This is a genomic window from Paucibacter sp. Y2R2-4, assembly GCF_025717535.1.
Lineage (GTDB): Bacteria > Pseudomonadota > Gammaproteobacteria > Burkholderiales > Burkholderiaceae_C > Paucibacter_A.
On the sequence record NZ_JAJIRO010000004.1, the window covers coordinates 377,474 to 401,323 of the forward strand.

17 protein-coding genes are annotated in these 23,850 nt (G+C 64.5%); 8 read left to right on the forward strand and 9 right to left on the reverse strand.

What is annotated here, in order from left to right; translation table 11 throughout:
- The first annotated feature begins 274 nt into the window (after positions 1 to 274).
- Complete coding sequence (locus tag LNV06_RS16870) at positions 275 to 2,320, forward strand: aminotransferase class V-fold PLP-dependent enzyme (protein ID WP_263539458.1); 2,046 nt, start codon at positions 275 to 277, stop codon at positions 2,318 to 2,320.
- A gap of 13 nt (positions 2,321 to 2,333) precedes the next feature.
- Positions 2,334 to 3,173 carry an oxygen-dependent tRNA uridine(34) hydroxylase TrhO gene (gene trhO / locus LNV06_RS16875; RefSeq protein ID WP_263539459.1) on the forward strand — a complete coding sequence of 280 codons (840 nt, stop codon included), beginning with the start codon at positions 2,334 to 2,336 and terminating at the stop codon, positions 3,171 to 3,173.
- Between the two features lie 3 nt (positions 3,174 to 3,176).
- Here the strand turns inward: trhO and LNV06_RS16880 are convergent, their stop codons facing one another.
- Entirely contained in the window at positions 3,177 to 5,276 is a 2,100-nt protein-coding gene (locus tag LNV06_RS16880) for a M13 family metallopeptidase (RefSeq protein WP_263539460.1), read from the reverse strand.
- A 65-nt stretch (positions 5,277 to 5,341) separates the two neighbouring features.
- A complete protein-coding gene (locus LNV06_RS16885; protein ID WP_263539461.1) occupies positions 5,342 to 6,085 on the reverse strand; it encodes a tRNA-uridine aminocarboxypropyltransferase in 744 nt (247 codons plus the stop codon).
- A gap of 283 nt (positions 6,086 to 6,368) precedes the next feature.
- Here LNV06_RS16885 and LNV06_RS16890 point away from each other — a divergent pair, with 283 nt between their 5' ends.
- On the forward strand, positions 6,369 to 7,337 hold the full coding sequence (locus tag LNV06_RS16890; protein WP_263539462.1) for a PEP-CTERM sorting domain-containing protein: 969 nt from the start codon (positions 6,369 to 6,371) through the stop codon (positions 7,335 to 7,337).
- 113 nt (positions 7,338 to 7,450) lie between these two features.
- Here the strand turns inward: LNV06_RS16890 and LNV06_RS16895 are convergent, their stop codons facing one another.
- Together LNV06_RS16895 and LNV06_RS16900 are read right to left on the reverse strand one after the other, a co-directional pair.
- A complete protein-coding gene (locus tag LNV06_RS16895) occupies positions 7,451 to 8,476 on the reverse strand; it encodes a zinc-binding alcohol dehydrogenase family protein (protein WP_263539463.1) in 1,026 nt (341 codons plus the stop codon).
- Between the two features lie 75 nt (positions 8,477 to 8,551).
- Positions 8,552 to 9,661, reverse strand: a complete 1,110-nt coding sequence (locus LNV06_RS16900; RefSeq protein WP_263539464.1) for an alkene reductase — start codon at positions 9,659 to 9,661, stop codon at positions 8,552 to 8,554.
- A gap of 107 nt (positions 9,662 to 9,768) precedes the next feature.
- Between LNV06_RS16900 and LNV06_RS16905 the strand changes: the two genes are divergently transcribed.
- A complete protein-coding gene (locus LNV06_RS16905) occupies positions 9,769 to 10,680 on the forward strand; it encodes a LysR family transcriptional regulator (RefSeq protein ID WP_263539465.1) in 912 nt (303 codons plus the stop codon).
- Positions 10,681 to 10,688: 8 nt separating this feature from the next.
- On the opposite strand, the gene LNV06_RS16910 is transcribed toward LNV06_RS16905, so the two are convergent.
- From LNV06_RS16910 to LNV06_RS16920, 3 genes are all read right to left on the reverse strand, one after another.
- Positions 10,689 to 14,423 (reverse strand): hydantoinase B/oxoprolinase family protein, encoded by a 3,735-nt coding sequence (locus LNV06_RS16910; RefSeq protein WP_263539466.1) that lies wholly within the window; start codon positions 14,421 to 14,423, stop codon positions 10,689 to 10,691.
- Between the two features lie 110 nt (positions 14,424 to 14,533).
- Positions 14,534 to 15,469 carry a LysR family transcriptional regulator gene (locus LNV06_RS16915; RefSeq protein WP_263539467.1) on the reverse strand — a complete coding sequence of 312 codons (936 nt, stop codon included), beginning with the start codon at positions 15,467 to 15,469 and terminating at the stop codon, positions 14,534 to 14,536.
- Positions 15,470 to 15,713: 244 nt separating this feature from the next.
- Positions 15,714 to 16,541 carry a hypothetical protein gene (locus tag LNV06_RS16920; protein ID WP_263539468.1) on the reverse strand — a complete coding sequence of 276 codons (828 nt, stop codon included), beginning with the start codon at positions 16,539 to 16,541 and terminating at the stop codon, positions 15,714 to 15,716.
- A gap of 311 nt (positions 16,542 to 16,852) precedes the next feature.
- Here LNV06_RS16920 and LNV06_RS16925 point away from each other — a divergent pair, with 311 nt between their 5' ends.
- From LNV06_RS16925 to LNV06_RS16940, 4 genes are all read left to right on the forward strand, one after another.
- Complete coding sequence (locus LNV06_RS16925) at positions 16,853 to 17,239, forward strand: DUF2946 family protein (RefSeq protein WP_263539469.1); 387 nt, start codon at positions 16,853 to 16,855, stop codon at positions 17,237 to 17,239.
- A gap of 152 nt (positions 17,240 to 17,391) precedes the next feature.
- Complete coding sequence (locus LNV06_RS16930; protein ID WP_263539470.1) at positions 17,392 to 18,798, forward strand: putative porin; 1,407 nt, start codon at positions 17,392 to 17,394, stop codon at positions 18,796 to 18,798.
- A gap of 23 nt (positions 18,799 to 18,821) precedes the next feature.
- On the forward strand, positions 18,822 to 19,784 hold the full coding sequence (locus LNV06_RS16935) for a metal ABC transporter substrate-binding protein (protein WP_263539471.1): 963 nt from the start codon (positions 18,822 to 18,824) through the stop codon (positions 19,782 to 19,784).
- Entirely contained in the window at positions 19,781 to 20,533 is a 753-nt protein-coding gene (locus LNV06_RS16940) for a metal ABC transporter permease (RefSeq protein ID WP_263539472.1), read from the forward strand. Before LNV06_RS16935 ends, LNV06_RS16940 begins: the two co-directional genes overlap by 4 nt.
- Positions 20,534 to 20,544: 11 nt before the next feature.
- Here LNV06_RS16940 and LNV06_RS16945 read toward each other — a convergent pair whose 3' ends face one another.
- Both LNV06_RS16945 and LNV06_RS16950 read right to left on the reverse strand, forming a co-directional pair.
- A complete protein-coding gene (locus LNV06_RS16945) occupies positions 20,545 to 21,720 on the reverse strand; it encodes a patatin-like phospholipase family protein (RefSeq protein ID WP_263539473.1) in 1,176 nt (391 codons plus the stop codon).
- 33 nt (positions 21,721 to 21,753) lie between these two features.
- Positions 21,754 to 23,754: a tetratricopeptide repeat-containing protein gene (locus LNV06_RS16950; protein ID WP_263539474.1), complete on the reverse strand. Its 2,001-nt coding sequence runs from the start codon at positions 23,752 to 23,754 to the stop codon at positions 21,754 to 21,756.
- Positions 23,755 to 23,850 lie beyond the last annotated feature (96 nt).

A 23,850-nucleotide genomic window follows, 5' to 3' on the forward strand; every position in this document is an offset into this window, starting at 1 on the left:
AACAAGTGGGTGCTGGTGCTTGCCGGCTTCCAGCTGGGCACGCGCACAAAGCGGGCTCAGCCTGATGATGATGAAGACCATCATCGAAACATACAAAAGATCGATTGCCTGGCAGGTTTAGCTCGCGACTCGTGCCGCGCGGCAAGGCCTGGGTGTTCTGCCGACCCTGGCCCCGCAGTATATGGGCTCTGAAAGGGGGCTCAAAATCGGCGCGCAGTTACGATTGCGGCTGTACACGCCCTCTTCGCCAGGCCCACAAGGCCCGCCCCCAGCCATGGAAATCTATCTCGACGCCAACGCCACCACGCCGGTGCTGCCCCAAGCCAAGGCAGCCGCCATTCAGGCCATGGTGGAGGACTATGGCAACCCCAGCAGCGTGCACAGCACCGGCCTGAAAGCCAAGGCCTTGATCGACGGCGTGCGTGCGCGTGCGCAAAGACTGCTGGACACCGGCGACGGCGCCCTGCTCTTCACCAGCGGCGCGACCGAGGGCATACAAACCGCCGTGCTGTCGGCACTCAGCGCCCTGCGCGGCAATTTGAATGCCGACTATTTGCTCTACGGCGCCACCGAACACAAGGCAGTGCCAGAGGCGCTGAAACACTGGAACGCGGTGCTGGGCCTGGGCCTGCAGATTCTGGCGATACCGGTCGACGCCCAAGGCCGTCATGACTTGGAGTTTTTGCGCCGCCATGCGCCGCGCGCCGGCCTGGTCTGCACCATGGCGGCCAATAACGAAACCGGCATCGTCAGCGACTTGGCCGGCATTGAAGCAGCCTTGGGCGACAGCGCCTGCTACTGGCTGGTGGACGGCGTGCAAGCCCTGGGCAAGCTGTCTTTGAAGCTGCGCAGCAGCCGCATCGATTACGCGCCCTTCTCCGGCCACAAGCTCTATGCGCCCAAAGGCATTGGCCTGCTCTATGTGCGCGCCGGTGCGCCCTTCACGCCGCTGATGGCCGGCGGCGGGCAAGAAGGCGCGCTGCGCTCGGGCACCGAGAACATGTCGGGCATTGCCGCGCTGGGCGCGGTCTTGGCCGCGCTGGAAGACGGGCAGACGCTGCGCGACTCGGCCACGATGCAGGGCTTTCGCCAGCGCCTGGCCGATGCCTTGTGCGAAGCCTTCCCCGGCTTGGTGTTCAACGCCCCCTTGGACGTGAGCCTGCCCACCACCTTGAACTTTGCGGTGCCGGGCCTGAGCTCGCGCCTGCTGCAAGACTTGTTCGACGCGGCCGATGTGCGGGTCAGCGGCGGCTCGGCCTGCAGCGCCGCCAAGGCCGCACCCAGCTTTGTGCTGCAAGCCATGGGCCTGCCGGACTGGCAAGCGGCCGGCGCGGTGCGCCTGTCCATCGGGCCGGCGGTGGACGAAGCCTTCATCGATGAAGCCTGCGCCCGCATCCGTGCCTGCGGCGAATCGCTGCGCCGCCATTGCCTGAGCCCCGCCGACAATCTGCCCACCCTGGGCGAAGGCATCACCCGCTTCATGCATGACGGCGCCTGCTGCTATCTACTGGCCGACAGCGCCAGCCGCCGCTGCGTGCTGATCGACCCGCGCCCCGAGCAGGTGGACCGTTTGGTCCAGGCCCTGCATTGCCAAGACTACCCAGTGCTGGCCATCCTCAGCAGCAGCGGCGAGGCCGAGCACGCCGAGGCCCGCGGCTTGTTGATGGACTTGCTGAACGCCCCGCTGCGCCCAACAGTCGCGGTGGACGCTTTGGGCTGGCCCAACGGACAAGAGGCGCTGCACCTGGGTGAACGCCGGCTGCTGCGCAAACCCTGTACCCAGGGTCAGGTCTTGCTGCTGAACGCCCCCCAAGCGCCTGACACGAGCGCGATTGCCTTCACAGGCATGCTCGACGCGCAAGCACTGCGGGCGCTCGCGCTGCCGCTGGCAGCCTCCTGCTTCCTGGCCCCCGGCCGTGATGAGGCGCAGCAAGTCGTGCTGGGCTTGGCCGAGGCCGCCGACACCCCGCATCTGCTGACTGGCGCGCAACTGCAGAGCTTCATCAAACAGCATCCGAACGCCTTGCTGGTCGATGTGCGCGAGCCTTTTGAGCAGTTCCTGAGCCAAACGCCCGAACTGGCGGGCGCGCAAATGCAGGCCGTGGCCTTGTCGCGTTTGATGAATGCGCTGCCGGAATGGCTGGATGAGCCCGGCCGACCCTTGCTGTTCTTCTGCCGCAGCGGCAATCGCAGCCGCCAAGCGGCGCAAGCCCTCACCCGCCTGGGCCACCCGAATGCCTGGACGCTGAACGGCGGCCTGGCGCTCATGCCAAGTTTCAGCGCCAAGGCGCCCGCTGCCGACCCTGCGCTTTATGTCTGAGATTGCGTCCCCCATGAGCGCCGAAGCCCACGTCCATTCATCGTTCTACAAATTCGTCTCGGTGGCCGACCCCGAGGCGGTGGCCGCGCGCCTGCGAGAGCTGAGCTTGCCCAGTACCGGCATTGGCGGCAATATCTTGGTGGCCCTTGAGGGCATCAGCGGCGCCATTGCCGCGCCGGCGGCCGCGCTGGCCGCCTTCGAAGCGGCGCTGCAGCAAGACCCGCTGTTTGCGGGCGCATTCAGCGATATGGTGTTCAAACACAGCGCCTGCGCCACCCAGCCCTTCACCTTGATCAAGGTGCATTGCAAGCCCGAGATCGTGGCCTTTGGCGTGCCCGGTGTCTCCGGCCTGCCCGACCCGAGCAAGCCCAACACGCATGTCTCGCCGCAAACCTGGCGCGAGCTGATCAAGCAGCCCGATGTGCTGGTGATCGACAACCGCAACAGCTTTGAATACAAGCTGGGACACTTTGAAGGCGCCATCGACCCGCAGGTGGCGCATTTCCGCGACTTCCCGGCCTATGTGGCCGAGCATGCCGATCAATGGAAGCGCAGCGGCAAGCGTATCGCCATGTACTGCACCGGCGGCATCCGCTGCGAAAAAACCAGCGCCTGGATGCAAGACCAGGGCCTGGATGTCTACCAACTCGACGGCGGCATCGTCAGCTACTTCGAGGCCTTGCCCGATGCAGCGGCGGACTGGAAGGGCGAATGCTTTGTCTTCGACAAGCGCATCGCCATCGACACCCATTTGCAAGAAACGCCCACCACCGCCGAAGAGGTCTACGGCGCCGACCCGGCCGACGCCTGGCGTCTGGCTCGGGCCCGACGCTTGGACCCTAAAGGCAAATAGCCATCACCAGACCTTGCAGCGCTTGGCGTCCGGCTTGACCATGGCCTGACCGGGCTTGCAGGCAAAGGCCTTTTCAAACTCGGGCATGTTCACCGCCACGCCGTTGATGCGGTAGCGGCCGGGCGAGTGCGGGTTGGTCAGCGCCTGCACGCGCAGCGCCTCGGGGCGCGCGTTATTGCAGTCCCATTGCGCAAAGCCGACGAAGAAGCGCTGCTCGGGCGTCAGGCCGTCTTTGCTCTCGAGCTTCAGGCCGGCCACATGCTGCTTCCAGGCGGTCAAAGCCAAGACCAGGCCGCCCAGGTCGGCGAGGTCTTCGCCCAGGGTCAGCTGGCTGTTGATCTTGATGTCGTCCACCACCGTGTACTGCGCGTACTGGTCGGCCACGCAGGCGGCGCGTTTTTCGAACTCGCGGCCGTCTTTCTTGCTCCACCAATCCTTCAGATTGCCCTTGGCATCGAACTTACGGCCTTCGTCATCAAAGCCATGCACCAGCTCGTGGCCGATGGTGCCGCCGGTGTTGCCGTAGTTGGGCGCGGCGTCCATCTTGGGGTCGAAGAGCGGCGGCTGCAGCACGGCGGCAGGGAAGTTGATGTCGTTCATCTGCGCGTCGTAATAGGCGTTCACTGTTTGCGGTGTCATCGCCCATTCGCCGCGATCCAGCGGCTGACCGATCTTGCCCAATTGCCGCTTGAACTCGAAGCGATGGCCGGCCTGCACATTGGCCACAAAGCTGTCGCGGCTGACGCTCAAGCCGCTGTAATCGCGCCAACGCTCGGGGTAGCCCACCTTGTTGACGATGCTGCCCAGCTTGGCCAGCGCCTGCTTCTTGGTAGCGGCGCTCATCCAGGGCAAGGCCTTGATGCTGTCGGCCATGGCGGCTTCGATCTCGGCCGTCATGCGCTCGGTCTGCTGCTTCAACTCGGGGCTGAAGCTGCGCGCCACAAACTCCTGGCCCAGCGCCTCGCCCATCTGCACATCGACCAACTCAACACAGCGCTTCCAGCGCGGTTTCAGCTGCGGCGTGCCGTTCAGCGTTTGGCCAAAGAAGTCAAAGTTGGCCTGCACCATCTCAGGCGCCAGATAAGCCGCATGGCTGCTGATCAAAGCCCAGTTCAGATAAGTCTTGATCTCACCCAAGCTCATGGCCTGCAAGCGCGCATCCAGCGCCTTGAAGAAGCCGGGCTCGGTCACATTGGTGGCGCCCACGGGGCCGGCCATGCCCAGCGCGGCGCGGTAGGCCGCCCAGTCGAAACCGGGGGTCAGGTCTTGCAAAGCCTTGGCATTGAGCTTGTTGTAGGTCTTGTAGGGGTCGCGCTTTTGCACCTGGGTCAAGGTGGCACGAGCCAGCGCACGCTCGGTGCTGAGCACGCTGCGCGCGGCCTTGGCGGCGGCCTGCGGCGTTTCGCCCGAGAGCTCAAACAGGCGCGCCACATGGGCCTCGAACTGCTTGATCATGGCCAGCGAGCGAGCATCGCGCTTCACATAAAAGTCGCGGTCTGGCAGGCTCAGGCCCGCCGCCACGGCGAAGGCAATCACCTGGCTGGAGTTGCCAAAGTCCTGGCCCGAACCAAAGCGGAAGAAGAAGCGCTCGTTATTGGTGGCCAGGTGCAGCGCGGCCAACAAGGCCGGCAGTTGGTCCTTGGACGTCAACGCCGCAATCTGCTGCTGCAGCGGCTGCAAGGGCGCCAAGCCCTGGCTGCGCGCCGCGTCTTCGTTCATGCAAGCGCCGAAGTAATCGGCCATCTTGGCTTGGTTGGCCGTCAGGCTGCTGCGCTCGGGGCTGCTGGCCAGCTTGTCCAGAATGCCCCAGAGAAAGCGCTGATTCTCCACCGCCAACTTGCCGTAAACCGACCAGCGCGACTGATCCTCAGGAATGGGGTTGTTCTTGATCCAACCACCGCAAGCGTATTGATAAAAATCTTCGCAGGGGTCCACGCTGCGGTCCATGGACGGCACATCCAGGCTGGGCGTGTAAGGCAGCTGGTCCAGAGGCGTTTCTGCAGCGGCTGCAGCAGCGCCCGACAGTGCGAACAAAGACAAGGCGAGCGCGGTGGCCCGGAACTTGTTGGAGGCAGGGAAAGCGGGGGACGAGCGCTGGGTCATGGGAATGAAGCTCTTTTGTGAAGTGCGGCCATTCTCCATCAGGCACCGCACCCGGGGCTGCTCGCTCAAGTAGGCGCCACGGCCAGCGCCCGCAAGCGCTGATGCGCCTCGTCCTCCCAAGCAATCGGCTGATTGTTCTTGGCCTGCAGATAGTGATGAGAAAACACGTCCAGATAAGCCTCCAGCGTCTCGCCCGCCCGCGTCTCGCCGGCCAGGCTCATACACAGCGCCGCCACCTCGCTGGTGCAGAAATGATCGTCCCGCCGCGAGCGGCGCAGCTTGTATTGCGAGACCTGCTCCAGTTGCAGGCTCAGCACCGGCAAAGCGTCGAGGTAGGGGCTCTTGCGAAACATCTTGCGCGCCTCGCCCCAGGTCGCATCCAGCAAGATAAAGAGCGGGCGCTTGGCCCCTGGCGCCGGGTTCACAGTGTCCTGCGGCAAGTCGGTGATGACCCGCCCCGGCGCCACAAACTCGCCCGGGAACACCACAAACGGCTGCCACTGCGGGTCTTGCAGCAGCGCCAGCAAGGTCGGGTCCACCACCGTGCGCGCCCAACTGAAGGCAAAGGTATCGGCCACCAAGTCGGCGATCAACCAACCGGTATTGCTGGGCTTGAGCGGCTCAATATCCGCCATCAACAAACACACCCCCGCCCGCGTCGCCACCCGCGGCATCAACGCACACATGCAATGGCTGGGCAGCAGCCGGCAACGCTCGCAGCGCTCACTCTTGAAGCCGCCAGGGGCGCGGTAAGGCGTGTGGGTGCGCGCCAGACGGGCGGCGCGCAGCCGGGAGACGGCGTGGGGCATGGGGACAGCAGGTCTTGACTTGGATCAGCGAAAAGGGAATGCGTGCCCAATCAAAGCGCACACCGCAGGGCTCAGTTTCGCACCGTGCACCCGCAGCCCGCATGCATCCGGTGTCGGCAGGCCTGCGCCCTAAGTCGTATCGCAGGGTTTCAGGCCTGGCCAGGGCATCCACCAATATGTGCGGTTTGGACGCAATGGAAGAATTAAAAAATCAACCAATAGCCTGGACATTTGGCGCTTGCCGGGCCATTCCTAGAACTTCACTTCAGGGAACTCAAAAAAGATGAGCACTGCCTTTGATGCACGTCACGCCGCAATCAGCGGCCTCGCAGGCCTGATGCTGTGGGTGGCAACTTCAGCCTCCGCTGCCACCAGCTACAGTGAGCCAACGCTTTTCAGCCGCCCCGGCTTCAGCATCACGCAGCCCTGGGACATCAATGACAGCGGAGTGATCGTCGGTCAATCCGACAACATGGGCTTCATCTACAGCGCGGGCGTTTTCAGCAGTCTGGTCCATCCGAATGCCACGGCCGGCACGCACCTAAGCGGCATCGCCAATGACGGCACCCTGGTCGGCGGCTACTGGGAAGGCGACTTCGAGACCGGCAAATCGCATGCCTTTGTCTATAACGGCGGTGTCTTTACGGAGTTCGCAGTGCCCGGTGCACGTGACACCTATGTTCGCAATATTTCATCCAATGGACGCTATCTGACGGGTTACTCCAACCCAGAGGATGGATCGGCCGGCGTCGGCTTTGTCTTTGACCGAAATACTCAAACACTGACGCAACTCAGCGTCGCCGGTGACACGATAACGATTGCTCAAGGTGCCAACTCATACGGGCTGGTCACGGGCAGCTTCTCACGCGCCGGAGGTTCCGGCTCCTTCATATTTGATCTGAACACGAAGACCCGCACCGAGTATTTCGGCATTCCCGGTGTCGGCGTGCCGCGCTTTCGCGACATCAATGACGCGGGCCTCATCTCCGGATTTGCAGGTTCTCAAGCGATGGTGGGCCGGCCCGGTGATTGGACTTTCATCGCACCCATCTACGGGACTTCGGCACTTGGCTACGGCACCAACAATGAAGGCTTCTTGGTGGGCTACAGCGCTGACCCTGTGTCGGGCGATGTCCTTGGTTGGCTGGCAACGCCTGTCCCCGAGCCAGCAAGCTGGGGTTTGATGGCGCTGGGCCTGCTCGGCCTGGGCCTGGGCAAACGGCGCATGCCGCGTGCGCTCATGGCCCCGTGAGCCAGCATCCAAAACTCTGAATCCCACACAACTGCAACTCACAAAGAACGAAGGCACACCGTCCTTCTCTTCGTCGCCGGACCGGGCCTAGGCGCAAGCTGCGCGCTAGGCCCTCAAAACCCCTCCAACACAACCTTCCCCCTTGCCTTGCCGCTCTCCAGCAAGGCATGCGCACGGCGCAGGTTCTCGGCCGTGATGCGGCCGAAGTGTTCGCCCTGGGTGCTGCGCAACCGGCCGGCGTCGACCAGGCGGGCCACTTCGCTGAGCAGGCGGTGTTGTTCGATCTGGTCGGGAGTGTCAAACAGCGAGCGGGTGAACATCAGCTCCCAGTGCAGAGAAACGCTCTTGCGCTTGAGCTTGCCGATGTCGATGCTGCCCGGTGCGGGGTCGTCGATCAGGCCAAAGCGGCCTTGCGGGGCGATCAGCTCGGCGATCTGATCGAAGTGTTGGTCGGTCTGCGTCAGGCTGACCACATACTGCGGCGCGGGCAGGCCGGCGTCCTTCAGCTGTTGGGCTAGGGGCTGGCTGTGGTCCAGCACCTGATGCGCGCCCAAGTCACGCACCCATTGCGCCGTCTCGGGCCGCGAGGCGGTGGCGATGACTTGCAGGTCCGTCAGTTGGCGGGCCAGCTGGGTCATGATGGAGCCCACGCCACCGGCCGCGCCGATGATGAGCAGGCTTTCTTTTCCGCGAGTCGCCTCACCCGCGCGCGGCACACCCAGGCGCTCGAACAGCATTTCCCAAGCGGTGATGGCGGTGAGTGGCAAGGCGGCGGCCTCGGCGTCCGACAAGGACTGCGGGGCCAGGGCCACGATGCGCTCGTCCACCACATGCAGCTCGGCATTCGCGCCAGCGCGATGCAAAGCGCCTGCGTACCAAACCCGGTCGCCCGGCTTGAACAGGCTGACCTGCGCGCCCACGCTCTTGACGATGCCCACTGCATCCCAACCCAAGATCTTCCATTGACCGGGCTCGGCGCTCACGCCCTTGCGGACCTTGGTGTCCACCGGATTGACGGCAATGGCTTTCACCTCCACCAGCAGATCCCGCGGGCCGGGCTGCGGCGCCGGCAGCTCCACCTCCTGCAAGGCCAGCGCGTCGCTGAGGGGCAGGGCGTTTTGATAGGCAATGGCTTTCATATGGGCTTCTCCTGAGGAATGGTTTCGTAGACGTTTGAATAAAAAGTTAGCAGAACATTGGCAGGCGAAACTGGCTCAAGCCGACACGCGCTCTTGCCAAGCCGGGTAATCGCTATAGCCCACGGTGCTGCCGCCAAAGAGCTGGGTGGCATTGAAGCCGGCCAAGGGCAGTTGCTGGCGGTAGCGCTCGGGCAGATCGGGGTTGGCGATGAAGGGTCGACCAAAGGCGACGGCATCGACGAGTCCGCTGGCAACGATGGCCTGGGCGCGCTCTTCGTCGTAGCCCCCGGCCACGATGATGCGGCCCGCAAAGGCAGCGCGCAGTTCATGGCGAAAGCCCTCCGGTACTTGGGGCGCGTTGTCCCAATCGGCCTCGGCCAAATGAAGATAGGCCAGGCCCATGGCGGACAGCGCCTTGGCAGCTTGCACGATGGTGGGAATGATGTCCGGGCAAGCCATATTGCGCGCGGTGATGAAAGGCGCGAGCCGCACACCCACTCGCTGCGCCCCCACCTCGTCGGCCACCGCTTGCGCCACTTCGAGCAAGAATCGCAAGCGCTTGTCGCGACTGCCGCCGTAGGCGTCATCGCGCTGGTTGGAGGTGCTGCGCAAGAACTGGTCAATCAAATAGCCATTCGCGCCGTGGATCTCCACGCCATCAAAACCAGCCCGCAGGGCATTGGCGGCCGCGCGGCGGAAGTCCTGCACGATGGCGGCAATCTCGTCCGTGCCCAGCGCACGCGGCAGGGGGCAATCCAACATGCGGCCCACACCGTCCTCGCCGGCCACCCACACCTTGGCGCCAGACGCCAAAGCCGAGGGCGCCACCGGCGCATTGCCGCCATGAAAGCTCTGATGCGAGATGCGGCCCACATGCCACAGCTGCAAGAACATGCGTCCGCCGCGGGCATGCACCGCATCGGTCACCAAGCGCCAGCCTTGCACCTGCGCTTCGCTGTAAATGCCGGGGGTAAAGCTATAGCCTTTGCCCTGCGGCGAAATTTGCGAAGCCTCGCTGATGATGAGGCCGGCGTCGGCGCGTTGGGCGTAGTACTCGGCCATCAAGGCATTGGGCACATCACCCGGTTGGCTGCTGCGGGCCCGCGTCATCGGGGCCATCAGCACCCGATGCGGCAATTGCAGTGAATCCAAACTCAAAGGCGAGAACAGGGAGGCAGTCGACATGGAGAAGTCCTTTCTTGGCGTGCATCAAAGCATGCCGCCAGTGTGCGCATTTGCAGCCTCGAAACCCAGGTCTTCTGGGACGATTCACTTTCAATGAAAATCGAACGATGAGTCGAATTGCTGATTTGGAATTGCTGCTGCGCACCGCCGAGTTGGGCAGCCTCACTGCGGCGGCCAAGGCCTTGGACCTATCGCCAGCCGGCGCCAGCGCCGCCATCAAGCGGCTGGAGGCGCAGTGGGGCGTGGCCTTGTTTGTGCGCAGCACCCGCAGCCTGCGGCTTTCGGCCGAGGGCGAGCGCCTGCTGCCGCACTTTCGCCAGGCGCTGGAGGCGATTGCCGCCGCCCGCGAGCTGGCCTCGGGCACACGGCGCGGCGCCGTCTTGCAAGGCGAGCTGCAAATGGCCCTGCCCTCGGACCTGGGCCGCAATGTGCTGCTGCCGCACCTGGAGGCTTTTCAGCAGCGCCACCCGCAACTGGCCCTGCGCCTGCACTTGTCCGATCGCCATGCCGATCTGATGCGCGCGCCAGTGGATCTGGCCCTGCGCTATGGCGCGCCCAGTGACTCGGCGCAGGTGGCGCTGCCGCTGCTGCCCAACAACCGCCGTCTGCTGGTGGCCTCGCCGGCCTACATCGCCCGTAACGGGCTGCCGGCCTCGGCGGCCGAACTGGCGCAGCATGAGGCGCTGCGTTTTATGCTGCGCGATGAACTGCCCAAGAGCTGGCGGCTGCAGATCGGCGGCCAGTGGGAGGACGTGCCGGTGCAGGGCCGGCACTCGGCCAATGACGGCGAGTTGGTGAAGCGCTGGGCCCTGGCCGGCATTGGCATTGCCTACAAATCGCAGCTGGACGTGCACGCTGAGTTGCGCAGTGGCCAGCTGCAGCATCTGCACCCCGACTGGCTGGGCGAGCCCTCGCCGCTGTATTTGGTGGTGCCCGGCCGCCGCCAGCTGACACCGGCAGCGCGTGCGCTGCGCGACTGGCTGCTGCCGCGCTTGGAAGCCCTGCAGATGGCGAGTTAGCGACTGGCCTAGTCTTGCGCCCGCCCATAGCCGCCCCCGCCCGGCGTGCGAATCGCAAACACATCGCCGGGCTGCATTTCGACCTGGCCCAGATGCGGCAGCGACTCGATGCTGCCATCGGCGCGCTCCACCCAGTTCAGGCCCGGCGCACCGGCTTCGCCGCCAGCCATGCCAAAGGCGCCTGACTTGCGGCCATTGCTGAGGATGGAGGCGGTCATCGGCTCCAAGAAACGGATCTTGCGCAGGCCGCCATCGCCACCACACCATTGGCCTGCGCCGCCGCTGCCAGCGGCGATCTCATACGACTCCAACCGCACCGGGAAGCGCCATTCCAGCACCTCGGGGTCGGTCAGGCGTGAGTTGGTCATATGGGTTTGCACGACGCTGCGGCCGTCAAAGCCTGGCCCCGCGCCGGAGCCGCCGGAGATGGTTTCGTAATACTGGTGCTGCGCATTGCCGAAGGTGAAGTTGTTCATCGTGCATTGCGCCGAGGCCATCACGCCCAAGGCGCCGTAGAGCGCATTGGTGACACAAGACGAGGTCTCCACATTGCCGGCCACCACCGCTGCGGGCGCGCAAGGGTTGAGCATGCAACCCGGCGGCACGATCACCTGCAGCGGCTTCAAACAACCCGCGTTGAGCGGGATCTGGTCGTCCACCAGGGTGCGGAAGACATAGAGCACCGCCGCCATGGTGATGGAACGGGGTGCGTTGAAATTGTTCGTCAGCTGTTGCGGGCTGCTGCCGGTGAAGTCGATACGTGCGCTGCGTGCTTGGGCGTCCACCTGCACCGCCACCTGAATTTTCGCGCCGTTGTCCAGCGCCAGCGTGAAGGCGCCGTCTTGCAAACGGCTGATGGCGCGGCGCACCGATTCCTCGGCGTTGTCTTGCACATGCTGCATGTAGGCCGCCACGGTAGCGGCGCCGTATTGGTCGACCATGGCCTGCAGTTCTTGCACGCCTTTTTCATTGGCGGCGATCTGGGCACGCAGATCGGCCAGGTTCTGCGCCGGCTTGCGCGCGGGGTGCGGCCCGCTGGTGAGCAGCGTGAGCATCTCGGCCTCGCGCAGCTGGCCCCGGTCCACCAGCTTGAAGTTGTCGATCAAGACGCCTTCTTCCTCGATGCGGGTGGAGAAGGGCGGCATCGAGCCGGGCGTGATGCCGCCGATGTCGGCATGGTGGCCGCGTGAGGCGACGAAGAAGTCGGGCTTGGGAGGCTCTCCCGTGACGAGTTCAGTGCCCGCTCGGCGCAGAAACACCGGCGTCACCACGGTAATGTCGGGCAGATGGGTGCCGCCCTGGTAGGGATCGTTCAGCACATAGACATCGCCCGGCGCCATCGCCGGGTTGCGTGCCATCACCACCTGGATGGACTCGCTCATCGAGCCCAGATGCACCGGGATGTGCGGCGCATTGGCAATCAACTCGCCGCGCGCGCTGAACAAGGCGCAAGAGAAGTCCAGCCGCTCCTTGATATTGACCGAGTGCGCGGTGTTCTGCAGGCGCAAGCCCATCTGCTCGGCGATGTTCATGAAGAGGTTGTTGAAGACCTCCAGCATCACCGGGTCCACCTGGGTGCCGATGGCGTGAAGGGTGCTGCGCGGCAGGACGCGGCGCATCTCCAGACCGCCGTCGCTCAGCAGCCGAGCCTGCCAGCCGGGGTCCACCACGGTGGTGGCGTTCTGCTCGGCCAGGATGGCCGGGCCGTCGATCAAAGCCCCGGGGCGCAGGTGTTCGCGGCGATGCAAGGCCGCAGGCCGCCAGCCGGCTGGGCCGGCATCATCGGCCGGGCAGTACATGCGACGCAGCGCGGCGGGCTCGGGCTGGTAGGGCTCAAGCGATGCAGCCGTGTCCACACGAGCGCTTGCATGCGGCGTCGGGTCGATGGCCGTGCACTCCAGCGCCACCGCCTCGATCACCAAGGCGCGGCCCGGCATCAGGAAGGCAAAACGCTGGCGGTAGGCGGCTTCGAATGCGGCTCGCAAGTCGTCCAAGCCAGTCTGCGGCAGCAGCTCGCAAGGCAAGGCGGTGTCGGTGCCGTGGTAGCGCAGCAGCAAGCGCGCGCGGCTGCGCAAGGCATGGGCCGGCGCGCCCTGTGCCAGCAATTCAGCCTGCGCCTCTTGGTCCAACAGCATTGCTTGCGCGCGCGCCGCCGCGAGGCCGGCCTCGTCCAGCAGCCGCTCCACCGAAGCTTCGCGCAGCGCGCCTTGCTCGGCCAGGCCCATGCCGTAAGCGCTCAACACACCGGCCAAGGGATGCGCCAACACCCGGCTCATGCCTAAAGCGTCGGCCACCAGGCAGGCCGCCTGGCCGCCCGCGCCGCCAAAGCACTGCAAGGTGTAGGCCGTCACGTCATAGCCGCGCGCCACCGAGATGCGCTTGACCGCATTGGCCATGCTGCCCACGGCGATTTGCAGCGCGCCGCTGGCCAGTTCTTCAGCCGAACTGGGGCCGCCTACCGAACTGCTCGCCTGGGCCAGCTCGGCAAAGCGCGCGGCCACGGTGTCGCGGTCCAGCGGCTGATCGGCCGTTGGGCCAAAGAGTGCCGGGAAGAAATCTGGCTGGATGCGGCCCAGCATCACATTCGCATCGGTCAGCGCCAGCGGCCCGCCGCGCCGGTAGCTGGCCGGACCAGGGTTGGCGCCGGCCGACTCGGGGCCGACGCGCAAGCGTGCGCCGTCAAAACGGATGATGCTGCCGCCGCCGGCCGCCACCGTATGGATGCTCATCATTGGCGCGCGCATGCGCACGCCGGCCACCTCGGTGTCAAAGGCGCGCTCATAACTTGCGGGATCGGCGGCGATATCGCCTTCGTGCTTGTAGTGGCTGACATCGGTGGAGGTGCCACCCATATCGAAGCCAATCAGTTTGGCCTGCCCCGCCGCCAGGCCGGTACGCACCATGCCGACAATGCCGCCGGCCGGGCCGGACAGAATCGCGTCCTTGCCTTGGAAGCGGTGCGCCTCGGTCAGGGCGCCCGAGCTTTGCATGAAGAACAGCGGCACGCCCGGCATCTGCTCGGCCACCTGCTCGACATAACGGCGCAGGATGGGGGACAGATAGGCGTCCACCACCGTGGTGTCGCCGCGCGGCACCAGCTTCATCAGCGGACTGACCCGGTGCGAAACCGAGACCTGGGTGAAGCCGATCTCGCGGGCCAGCGCCTCGGCGCGCAACTCATGCACCGGGAAGCGGTAGGCATGCATGAACACGATGGCGCAGGCGCGCAGGCCGGCATCAAAAGCAGCCTGCAGTTCGGTGCGCAGCGCGGGCTCGTCCAGCGGCCTCAGGCATTCGCCCTGGGCACTCAATCGTTCCTGGGCTTCGATGACGCGGCTGTAGAGCAGCTCGGGCAGCACGATCTTGCGATCAAACAAGCGCGGCCGCGCCTGGGTGGCGATGCGCAGTGCATCGCGAAAACCGCGAGTGGTGACCAGCAACGTGGCGTCGCCCTTGCGCTCCAGCAAGGCATTGGTGGCCACCGTGGTGCCCATCTTCACGCATTCCACCTGCTGCGGCGTGATCGCTTCGCCGGGCCTCAGCCCCAGCAGGCGGCGAATGCCCTCGACCGCCGCATCGCGGTACTGCTCGGGGTTCTCGGACAGCAGCTTGAGGGTGCGCAGCGCGCCATCGGGCGCACGGCCAACCAGATCGGTGAATGTGCCGCCACGGTCGATCCAGAACTGCCAGCGCTGGGCTGCAATAGGCGTGGAGATGTCAGCGTTAGCGTCGGCAGGGCACATGGGCGAAGGCCTCGAGTTCGGATTCGACAGGCATTGTGCGAGCCGATGGCGCCGCGATCAAACAACAAAATTTCTGTTGGACTGATCGAATTTTTTAATGAAGTAGTCGTTCAGCCTTGCTCCGCAAAGGGCAGCGCCGAGGCCAGCAGCTCCTCAATCAAGCCCGAGGCTGGGTCCGGGCGGTAGCTGGCATGCATCAGCAAAGGCGCCAGCTCGAAGTTGCAGGGCAGGATCTGCAGCGCCACCGCAGGCGTCTGCTGCTGCACGACCCGCTGCGCCACCGCCAGCGGCAAGGTCGCAATGCCAAAGCCGGCCTGCACCAGCTGCAGCATGGCCGCAATCGAGGAGATGGTGTGGATGCGCGGAGGCTCCAGCGCCGCGTCTTGGAAGAGCTGCAACAAAGCTTGGTGCGGCTGCGAACCACGCTGAAAGGTCAGCAGCTCCTGGCCGGCCAGGTCTTTCAGGCTGTAGCGGCGACGCCGCCCCGGCAAGGGCGGCAGGTGTTGCGGACCCAGGCAAGCCATAGGCATGCTGGGCAGCGGCCGGCTGCGCAGCGCGGCGGTATCGGCGGCCGGCAAGGACGCGAACACCAGATCCAGCTGCCCGCGCCGCAGCTGTTCCACCAGCTCCAGCGAGGTTTCCACCGTCAGCGCCAGCTCAAACTCGGGCAGGGTCTCACGCACGCTCAGCAGCCAGTCGCTCAACCAGCTGTGCAGCACCGACTCGATGGCGCCAACGCGCAGAGGCACCGGCCGGCGCGGGCCGGCCTCCTTGTCGGCGCCGTCGCCATGGCGGCCCATTTCTTCCTTCACCTGGCGCTGCAAGCGCAGCATCTGTTGCGCCAACCCATGAAAGCGCTGGCCGGCCTGGGTCAGGCGGAACTGCTGCTTGTCGCGCCGGTCCAGCAAGACCACGCCCAGCTCTTGCTCCAGCGCCGCAATCCGCGCCGACAAGGCCGACTGGGTGAGGTGCAAGCGCTCGGCAGCGCGCGTCACGCTTTGCAAGGACACGGCCCAGTGAAAGGCTTCGAGAAATCGTAGGTTCATGGCGGGGGCAGTTCTTTGTTCTTGGAGCCATCGATGTGCCCCACTTGGGATTTCTCGTTCGACCGTGACTCGGCATCTGATGATCTACAGGCGCTCAACCCCACGTGGGATGGACTACCGGACAGACAGTCGTTCAAATTTGCCACTGAAGGGTCTGCGTCGGCCAGCCTCGCAGAGCTGCAAAACGCGTCGGCCGCTCAACTCCGCCTGGTGCCGTAGGCCCATTCGAGCGCGAGATTGGGCATCATTGAGCGGCGGCATGCAGTCTGGGTAGGCGGCGAAGTGCAGCACAGTCTTTGACTGCGCCAAGTTCACTTTCTTGGCGCACCGGCCCATCGTAGATTTGGTCGTACTTTTCGCCCAACACGAATGATGCCCAGAGGCGGCCGGCTGACTCCCAGCGATCTGCCTTGACGCCAAATGACGCTAGTGATTCAGCATCCAGCAGCCAAGCACGACACAGGGGGTCGCGTTGTCCTTGCAGTTGAAATGCGAAATTTCCAGCAGACTCCTCTTTGTATGCAACTTCCACCTGTGATGTGGAGGTGAGAAGGTACATAAAGTTCATTGAATTTCGGTTGACGCCCGTTGCATCAAAGTAAGCAGTCATCTCGTCCCTTAGCGAACCAAGGGTACCGAGCAAGACTTGCCGTGCAGCATTTGGAAGATTCAAAAGGCCACCTTCACGCTGTGCAGATAAGAAAGCGCCTTCTGCTGCTGCATGCATCGCGATGACACTTCCGTCCTTAATCTTCAAGATATGTGCGCCAGGAAGTATCAGTTGAGCGCACGCAGATGCACACAGGCCGACAATTTCAACATTAAGTTGCTTAGCCTTCAGAGTCTTCCCGATCCGCATCGCTTCGAGCAGCAATCCACCGGGTGACCGCACTTGTACAAGTTGTATGTCGTCGGTCAGTGCTCTTTCAAACGCCTCAGCATCGCCCGCGTCAATCGTGCCTCGCATCTCCAAGGTGCTGCTTCGGATGGAGATCGTCGCTGCTCGCGCTGATTCTTCCATTCCGGACAAAGCAATGGCCGATACGAGCAAAGCCATAAAAACAGTACGCATGGGGCGGGCACGCCTTGTTAGGCTTAAGGACTGAGCGAATCGGCTTGCGCCAAAGTCAGGAAGTATGAAAAGCATAAAAAAGCCGCGTCGCAACGCCACTGCAATTCTGAAGAAGTGATTCCTTAGGCGACAACGAGCCCAGGAGGATACATGCGCGTGCTGCCGGCCGGTACCAGCATATGAGGTTGCCTGCCGGACTGCAGCTATTGGGTCAGCCTCAAAAAGGCTGGCCGAAGCCTTCGCAAGGACAACCGAGGTTGAATCCCCTAGCCAACGCGCCTTCCACCCCTAGGCTAAGATCCTGCCCCATCGTGATCGCACGCCACACCCTCCCCGCCAACACCAAGCCCCGCCGTATGGACGCCCGCGTCTTGTGGGTCTTGTGCTTGGCCTTGCTCGTGCCGCTGGCGCAGGGCTGGTCGGGCTGGCATGCGTTCTCGCACCTGAGTCCGTCGACGAACAGCACGCAGAGCAGGAAAGACGGCAGCGAACGCGAAAGCAGCGCGCTGCATCTGGCGCATTGCGAGCTCTGCTTGGCCGCTGCGGCCATCGACGCGATCGCGCCGCCTGCGGCTGCCCTGCACTTTGCCCCGCCCAGCCTGGGCGAGACACTGGCCCTGTTCACCCCCGGCCAAGGCCCGTCCAAGCGGCCGCTGCGCGCCTATCAAAGCCGCGCCCCTCCTGCTCGTTTCGTCTAAAGCCAATCCTGGTGTTTTGGTCGCGCGCGGCCAAGCGCCCTTTTGCCTTTGCCGGCCCTGGCACCCGCGCGCCACGATAGCGACTTCTCGTCGCTGTCACGCTGGGCGCTACTGGGGGCCACTGGGCCGCAGACCCTACGAGATTTCTGAACATGCACAAGCTGATTCCCGCGAGCTTCGCGCTCGCCATGGCCATGCCTATGGCCGCCCACGCCCAAACTCCGGCCGCAGAGACCGCCACCGACATCAAAGCCCTGCGCCAGGAAATGGAGGCCATGCGCGCCGCCTACGAGGCGCGCATGCAGGCCCTGGAGCAACGCCTGCGCTCGGCTGAAGCCAGCGCGACAGCAGCGGCCAAGCCGGCTGCAAGTGCAAGCCCGGACGCAGCGACCGCCGTTGCCGCAGCCCCTGTCAACAACAAGACGGCCGGCGCCAATGCCTTCAACCCAGCCATCTCGCTGATCCTCTCGGGCACTTATGCCAACACCTCCCAAGACCCCGAGAACTACCGCATCACCGGCTTCCACCTGCCCACCGACGGCGAGTTCGGCCCCGGCACCCGCGGCCTGAGCCTGGCCGAATCGGAGCTGGGCATCTCGGCCCAGATCGACCCCTTCTGGCGCGGCGCGCTGCAACTGGCCCTGCACCCCGACAACCAGGTCTCGGTGGAAGAAGCCTATGTGCAGACCACGGCGCTGGGCCACGGGCTGACGGCCAAGGCCGGACGCTTCTTGTCCGGCATGGGCGCCATGAACTCCCAGCATGCCCACACCTGGGACTTTATTGACAACGCGCTGGCTTACCAAGCCTTGCTCGGTGGGCAATACGGTGACGACGGCCTGCAAGTGAAATGGCTGGCGCCACTGAACCAGTACCTGGAGCTGGGCGCCGAGATCGGCCGCGGCCGCAGCCACCCCGGCACCGACACCTCGCGCAACAGCCCCGGCATGTGGGCACTAACCGCCAAGACCGGCGGCGATATCGGCGAGAGCCACAGCTGGCGTTTGGGCGCTTCGCTGCTGAACGCCAAGGCCAGCGCGCAAGAGCTGGTAGGCCTGAATGCCGCCGGCGAATCGGTGCACAGCGCCTTCAATGGCGACACCCAGGTCTGGGTGCTGGACGCGATCTGGAAATGGGCGCCGAACGGCAATGCCACCCGCAGCAACTTCAAGCTGCAAGGCGAATATCTGCAAAGCCGCCGCAAGGGCAGCCTGCTCTATGCCGCCGACAGCGAAGCCGCCAGCAGCGGCGACTACCGCGCCACCTTGTCGGGCTGGTATGCGCAAGGGGTCTATCAGTTCATGCCCGCTTGGCGCGTCGGCCTGCGCACCGAACGCCTGGACGCCGGCCGCCCCGACTACGGCCTGAACAGCGATCTGTACGCGCAAAGCCGCTACAAGCCCGCCAAGCATTCGCTGATGCTGGACTACAGCCCCAGCGAGTTCTCGCGCATCCGTCTGCAACTGGCACAAGATCGCTCGCGCGAAGGCGTCAGCGACCGCCAGCTGATGTTGCAATACCAAATGAGCTTGGGCGCCCACGGCGCTCACAGCTACTGAGCGCGCGCCAGGAGATGTTTGCGATGAACCAATCATTGAACCAAAGCCGGCTGGGTCTACGGCGCCTGCTGGCCGGGCTTTGCCTCGCCGCCCTGCCCTTCAGCGCAGCGCATGCCGCGCTGCGCGTGCTGGCCTGCGAGCCCGAATGGGCGGCGCTCACGCAAGAGCTGGGCGGATCGCTGGTGGAGGTCAACTCGGCCACCACCGCGCTGCAAGACCCGCATCAGATCCAGGCCAAACCCAGCCTGATCGTGCGGGCACGCAATGCCGATCTGCTGGTTTGCACCGGCGCCGAGTTGGAGGTGGGCTGGCTGCCCATCCTCTTGCAGCAATCGGGCAATGCCAAGATCCAAGAAGGTCAGCCGGCTCACTTTGCCGCCGCCGACTATGTGCGCAAGCTGGAAGTACCGCCCCAGTTGGACCGCTCGCAAGGCGATGTGCATGCCAGCGGCAACCCGCACATCCAGACCGACCCACGCCAGATCGCTGCGGTGGCCAAGGCCTTGAGTGCGCGCTTGCAGCAGGTGGACCCCGCCAATGCGGGCGCCTACGCCAAGGCCTACAGCGACTTCAGCAAGCGCTGGGAGCAAGCCATGGCTCGCTGGACCGCCCAGGCCGCGCCGCTGAAGGGTGCCTCGGTGGTCTCGCAGCACAAGGCCTTTGTCTACTTGCATGACTGGTTAGGCCTGAACGAGGTGGCGGTGCTGGAGCCCAAGCCCGGCGTCGAGCCCAGCGCCTCGCATTTGCAAGGCGTGATGGCGCGGCTGAAGGCCAAGCCGGCCAGCATGGTGCTCTACGCGGCCTATCAAGACGGCAAGCCGTCTGAATGGTTGAGCAAGAACGCCGGCTTGCCTGCGGTGAAGATCCCCTTCACCGTCGGCGGCAGCGAAGGCGCCAAAGACTTGTTCGGCCTGTTTGACGACACGCTGGCGCGCCTACTGGCAGCGCAAGCCGGACAGGCTGCTCAGAGCGGAGCGAAGAAATGAACTGGGCGGCCATGGATTGGGCCATCCTCGGCCCGGCTTTGATCGCGGGGCTCTTGGTCTTGTCCACCCATGTGCCGCTGGGGGCCAAGGTCTTGGACCGCGGCATCGTCTTCATCGACCTGGCGATTGCGCAGATCGCCGGCCTGGGCGTCATTGCTGCCGATGCCTTGGGCCTGCCGGAAGGCGGCCCCGCGGTGCAGGCCGCGGCCGTCACCGCCGCGCTCTTGGGCGCCTGGCTGCTGACCTGGACCGAACGCAAAGCGCCAAAGCAGCAAGAAGCCTTGATCGGCGTGATGTTCATCCTGGCGGCCTGCGCCGGCATCTTGATTCTGGCCGGCAACCCGCATGGGGGCGAGCATCTGAAGGACTTGCTGGTCGGCCAGATCCTCTGGGTCAACCACACGCAGCTGCTCTGGCTCGGCGGCGTCTCGGCCGCCTTGCTGCTGGCCATGCGCCTGGGCTGGGTGGAGCGACTGGGACGTTTTGGCTTCTACGCCGTCTTCGCCCTGGCCGTCACCGCCTCGGTGCAACTGGTCGGCGTCTATCTGGTCTTCGCCAGCCTGATCATCCCGGCCCTGGGCACCGTCAAGCTGCAGGGTTCGGCGCGCTTGCTGGCCGGCTATGGCATTGGCATCGTCGCCTATGGCCTGGGTCTGGCCTTGTCGGCCCTGTTGGACCTGCCTTCGGGCGCGGTGATTGTTTGGGCCCTAGCGATCTGCAGCCTGGCCGCATCGTTGATCAGGCGCTGATCCGGCGCTGATCAAACAAAGCCGCGCAGGTGCGCCAAGCTGACATGCCGCTGTGCATAGGCCTGGCCCACTTGCTGAATGGCGGGGATGTGCTTGACCGAATCCATCAGCTGCACATCCTTGGCACGAATGCCGTCCAGGCCCAGCTGATCCAGCCCGGCCTGTGACACATTGGGGTCGTAACGCACATAGGCGAACTGCTTGTGGCCGCTCCAGTTGCTGGCAGTGGTGTCGGGCGCCTGCACCATATCGCCGACTTCATTGTCCAGATGCCCGCCATAACGGCATTCGCCCAGGGTGCGGCAGGCCATGTCCCAGCCGGCCGCCGCCGCGTTCATCAAGGCGCCGGGGATGTTCTTGGCATGGTCCAGCAGCCACAAATCATCAGCCTGCAAATCGGGCCGAGCGTTCGCCACCTGGCCGGTGCCGACCGAGACGATCAAGAGCTGATTCACCCCGGTTTGCCAGCCCACTTGATAAGGCGCGGCCGTCGCCATCTGGAAGGCCAAGAAAGCGGCGTTGTTGTAGGTGGTAACGCCGCCATCGACAAAAACGAACTGGTACTCGTTGGGCGTGTCGGGCGCAAAAGTCACCACCTCGGGCGGGAAGAAAGTGGGCGCCGCTGTGCTGGCCCTCACCAGCTGCCAGAGCGGCAGATTCAGATTGCAGTCAATCCGAGCCTTCTGGTTGTACTTGGCGAAGGGGTTGTTGCTGACCGGCCAGGGCGAATCGGTCGTGTGGTTGCGCATCACCATCATCAAGAGGCAGCGCAGTTGCTCGTCACCCAGTGTGGCGGGCGCGGCATCCGCCGGGTAGCCCAGCGCTTGGTTCAGCTGCGTGCGCAGCAACTGGGCCAGCGGCTCGTCGTTGTAGTTGTAGCGCAGTCGCTTGAGCAGCGAAGCCTTGTCGAACATCTGCTCACCGCTGCCGACGTAAAACTGACGCAGCGTGGCGGTGTCCATGCCGGTCGCGATGCAGGCGGCGATGATGGCACCGGTGCTGGTGCCGCAGACAAAGTCAAAGTAGTCGGCCAAGACCAGGCTGGGGTTTTGGGTCTGCTGGCGCAGATCGGCCTCCAGCTTGGCCAGAATCTCCACGCTCATCAGCCCCAAGATTCCGCCACCATCGCAGCTGAGAATTTTCTTAGCGCCCGGGGACTTGATGCGATCAATGATTCGTTGACTCATGACGTAGATCTAAAGGGTTAGACATTGCTTCACTCACCACAGCTTGCGCGGATCAATCCAACTGACCCGCCCGGTGTGGCGCCGCACCTCTTGCACCATATGCGCGGTGCCGCCAGGGCCATCGCCACCACCGCCATTCCAGAAGGTGAGCAGATTCAGCTTGGCCAAGCCCCAGGACATGGCCGAATACAGCAGCCAGAGATTGCAGCGCTCATAGGCGTTGACGCCCTCGGGCAAAGGGCCCAGCGCATCCGGCATCAATCGAAGCTGGTCCGGCCGCAAGCCCTGAACCACTTGGTAGTAAATCTCCCGCCAAGCGGCGCTATTGCTGCTGCGCGAATCGATGGAACGCTGAATGAACTCCGCCTCGCCAAAGGGCAAGAGGATCTGGCAGCGCAGGCCGCGCGCCTGCGCCGCTTGCAAGAACAAAAGATCGCTGCCCGCCGAGGCTTGGCATAAGGCCAGATCCTCGGGGCCGGCGCCCATGTCATCCAGGGCCACTTCAATCGCCTGGGCCACCCGAGCTTGCTTGTCGGCCGGAAAGCGCGGCTCCAATCGGCCGGGCTCGTCCACCATATGGCCGCTGAACAGAATCACCTTGCGCGGCTGCCAAGGGCCGGCGGGCGCTTGCAGCTTGGCCAAGGCCTTGTCGAACACGGCCAGGGCGGCCGCCACCGGCTCGGGCCTGAAACCCAATTCGGCCAGCAAAGCCAGCTGCGCCCGGCTGGACTTGAGCGCGAAGCCATCGCCATCATGCTTGGCCACCGCCTCGCGGTAGGCGGCCCGCACCCGCTCCAGCGAGCCGCCTTGCAGCAACTCGACATCGGCCAGCGTCACCCAGGCCCAAAAAGCCTGCGCTGCATCGGGTTCGTTTGAAGCTGCGAACTGCACCGCGCCTTGCAGGGCGGGCAGCTGGCCCGCGTAGCGCTGGTCGGCGCACAAATGCTCATGCAAATGCATCAAGCTCAGGGCATTGATGCCGGAGAAGTAATGGCCGGGATGTTTGCGGTAGGCCTGGGCATAACTGTCAATCGCTGCGCGGAGCAAGGCGGCCTGCTCGATCGCCTCTTCGCGTCTTTGCTCGGGCGACAACTCGGCCCGCAGCCAACTCTCGGTCCAGGCGTCTTTGTCGACCCGGCCCAGCAAGGCCAGGGTTTCGGCATCCGCCGGGAAGTCCTTTAAGACCGCTAGGTAATGGGCCCGTGTCCGCGCGAGGGAATGACCTTCTTGCTGAGCTTGGGCCAGGCGCTGCAGGCATATGCCCTTCTCGCGCAGGCCGACCAAGTTTTTGGGCTCGATGGCCAGACCCAACTCCAGCTGCTCCAGCGCAAAGCGAAAACGCTCAGCCTTGCGCAGGGCGATGCCGGCCTTGATCCAGGCCTCGGCACGGAAGGCCGCCACCGGCGCTTCATCGGCCAGCACCAACAAGTCGCCGATCAGGCCCTGCTTGCGCGCCAGGTCGACACGTGCCGCCCATTCCTCATGCTGGACCCAGAACTCTTGCGCACAAGCCACGCGGACCGACTTCCAATCCGGCTCTTGCAAATAGGGCAGCAGGGAATAAACCGGGCTGATCTTGCGGCCGGTCCAAGACTGCATCGTCGCCTGAATCATCTGGCTGAGCTTGGCGATATCGCTGGCCAATGTGACCGGGTCGGGCGCGCCATCTTTCAGCCCGTAACGCAGTTTTCGATCGGTATAAACATCAAAAGCGGTGGTGGCCCGTCCGCCCATCACCAGCACCACACCTCGGGCGCGCAAAGCATGGCGCACACCCAGCTCGTACCAGACATTGGGGTTGTCGATGCTGAGGTCGGCCACCACCAAGTCGGCGATCAGCAGCTCCTGAAACATATCGGCGCGAATGTCACCGGCCTGCTGCTCCTGGTCGGCCCGAAAGGCGCTCAAGCCAGCCGCTTCGATCGCCGGCGCGATGTATTCGGCATAGACGCGGTTGAAGTCGATCAACTGCCCATCCGGGCCTGGCTTGCTGCCGAAAGGCATGGCGACAAAGGCATGCGGGCGAATGCTCATGGCGGGCGGCGTCTCCGGGCGGCTAGCGCGTCAATCAAGAAGGGTGCGCCAGCGTAGTTGGCGGCGCGTGCAAGCGTCAAGGCCGGAGCCTGTTCA

Excerpts from the sequence above, each read along its gene's own strand:
- LNV06_RS16885 (WP_263539461.1), bottom strand. The coding sequence starts at position 6,085 with ATGCCCCACGCCGTCTCCCGGCTGCGCGCCGCCCGTCTGGCGCGCACC.
- LNV06_RS16910 (WP_263539466.1), bottom strand. The coding sequence starts at position 14,423 with ATGTGCCCTGCCGACGCTAACGCTGACATCTCCACGCCTATTGCAGCC.
- LNV06_RS16905 (WP_263539465.1), top strand. The coding sequence starts at position 9,769 with ATGAGTCGAATTGCTGATTTGGAATTGCTGCTGCGCACCGCCGAGTTG.
- LNV06_RS16880 (WP_263539460.1), bottom strand. The coding sequence starts at position 5,276 with ATGACCCAGCGCTCGTCCCCCGCTTTCCCTGCCTCCAACAAGTTCCGG.
- LNV06_RS16945 (WP_263539473.1), bottom strand. The coding sequence starts at position 21,720 with ATGAGTCAACGAATCATTGATCGCATCAAGTCCCCGGGCGCTAAGAAA.
- LNV06_RS16950 (WP_263539474.1), bottom strand. The coding sequence starts at position 23,754 with ATGAGCATTCGCCCGCATGCCTTTGTCGCCATGCCTTTCGGCAGCAAG.
- LNV06_RS16895 (WP_263539463.1), bottom strand. The coding sequence starts at position 8,476 with ATGAAAGCCATTGCCTATCAAAACGCCCTGCCCCTCAGCGACGCGCTG.
- LNV06_RS16870 (WP_263539458.1), top strand. The coding sequence starts at position 275 with ATGGAAATCTATCTCGACGCCAACGCCACCACGCCGGTGCTGCCCCAA.
- LNV06_RS16900 (WP_263539464.1), bottom strand. The coding sequence starts at position 9,661 with ATGTCGACTGCCTCCCTGTTCTCGCCTTTGAGTTTGGATTCACTGCAA.
- LNV06_RS16920 (WP_263539468.1), bottom strand. The coding sequence starts at position 16,541 with ATGCGTACTGTTTTTATGGCTTTGCTCGTATCGGCCATTGCTTTGTCC.
- LNV06_RS16890 (WP_263539462.1), top strand. The coding sequence starts at position 6,369 with ATGAGCACTGCCTTTGATGCACGTCACGCCGCAATCAGCGGCCTCGCA.
- LNV06_RS16915 (WP_263539467.1), bottom strand. The coding sequence starts at position 15,469 with ATGAACCTACGATTTCTCGAAGCCTTTCACTGGGCCGTGTCCTTGCAA.
- LNV06_RS16935 (WP_263539471.1), top strand. The coding sequence starts at position 18,822 with ATGAACCAATCATTGAACCAAAGCCGGCTGGGTCTACGGCGCCTGCTG.
- LNV06_RS16930 (WP_263539470.1), top strand. The coding sequence starts at position 17,392 with ATGCACAAGCTGATTCCCGCGAGCTTCGCGCTCGCCATGGCCATGCCT.
- LNV06_RS16940 (WP_263539472.1), top strand. The coding sequence starts at position 19,781 with ATGAACTGGGCGGCCATGGATTGGGCCATCCTCGGCCCGGCTTTGATC.
- trhO (WP_263539459.1), top strand. The coding sequence starts at position 2,334 with ATGAGCGCCGAAGCCCACGTCCATTCATCGTTCTACAAATTCGTCTCG.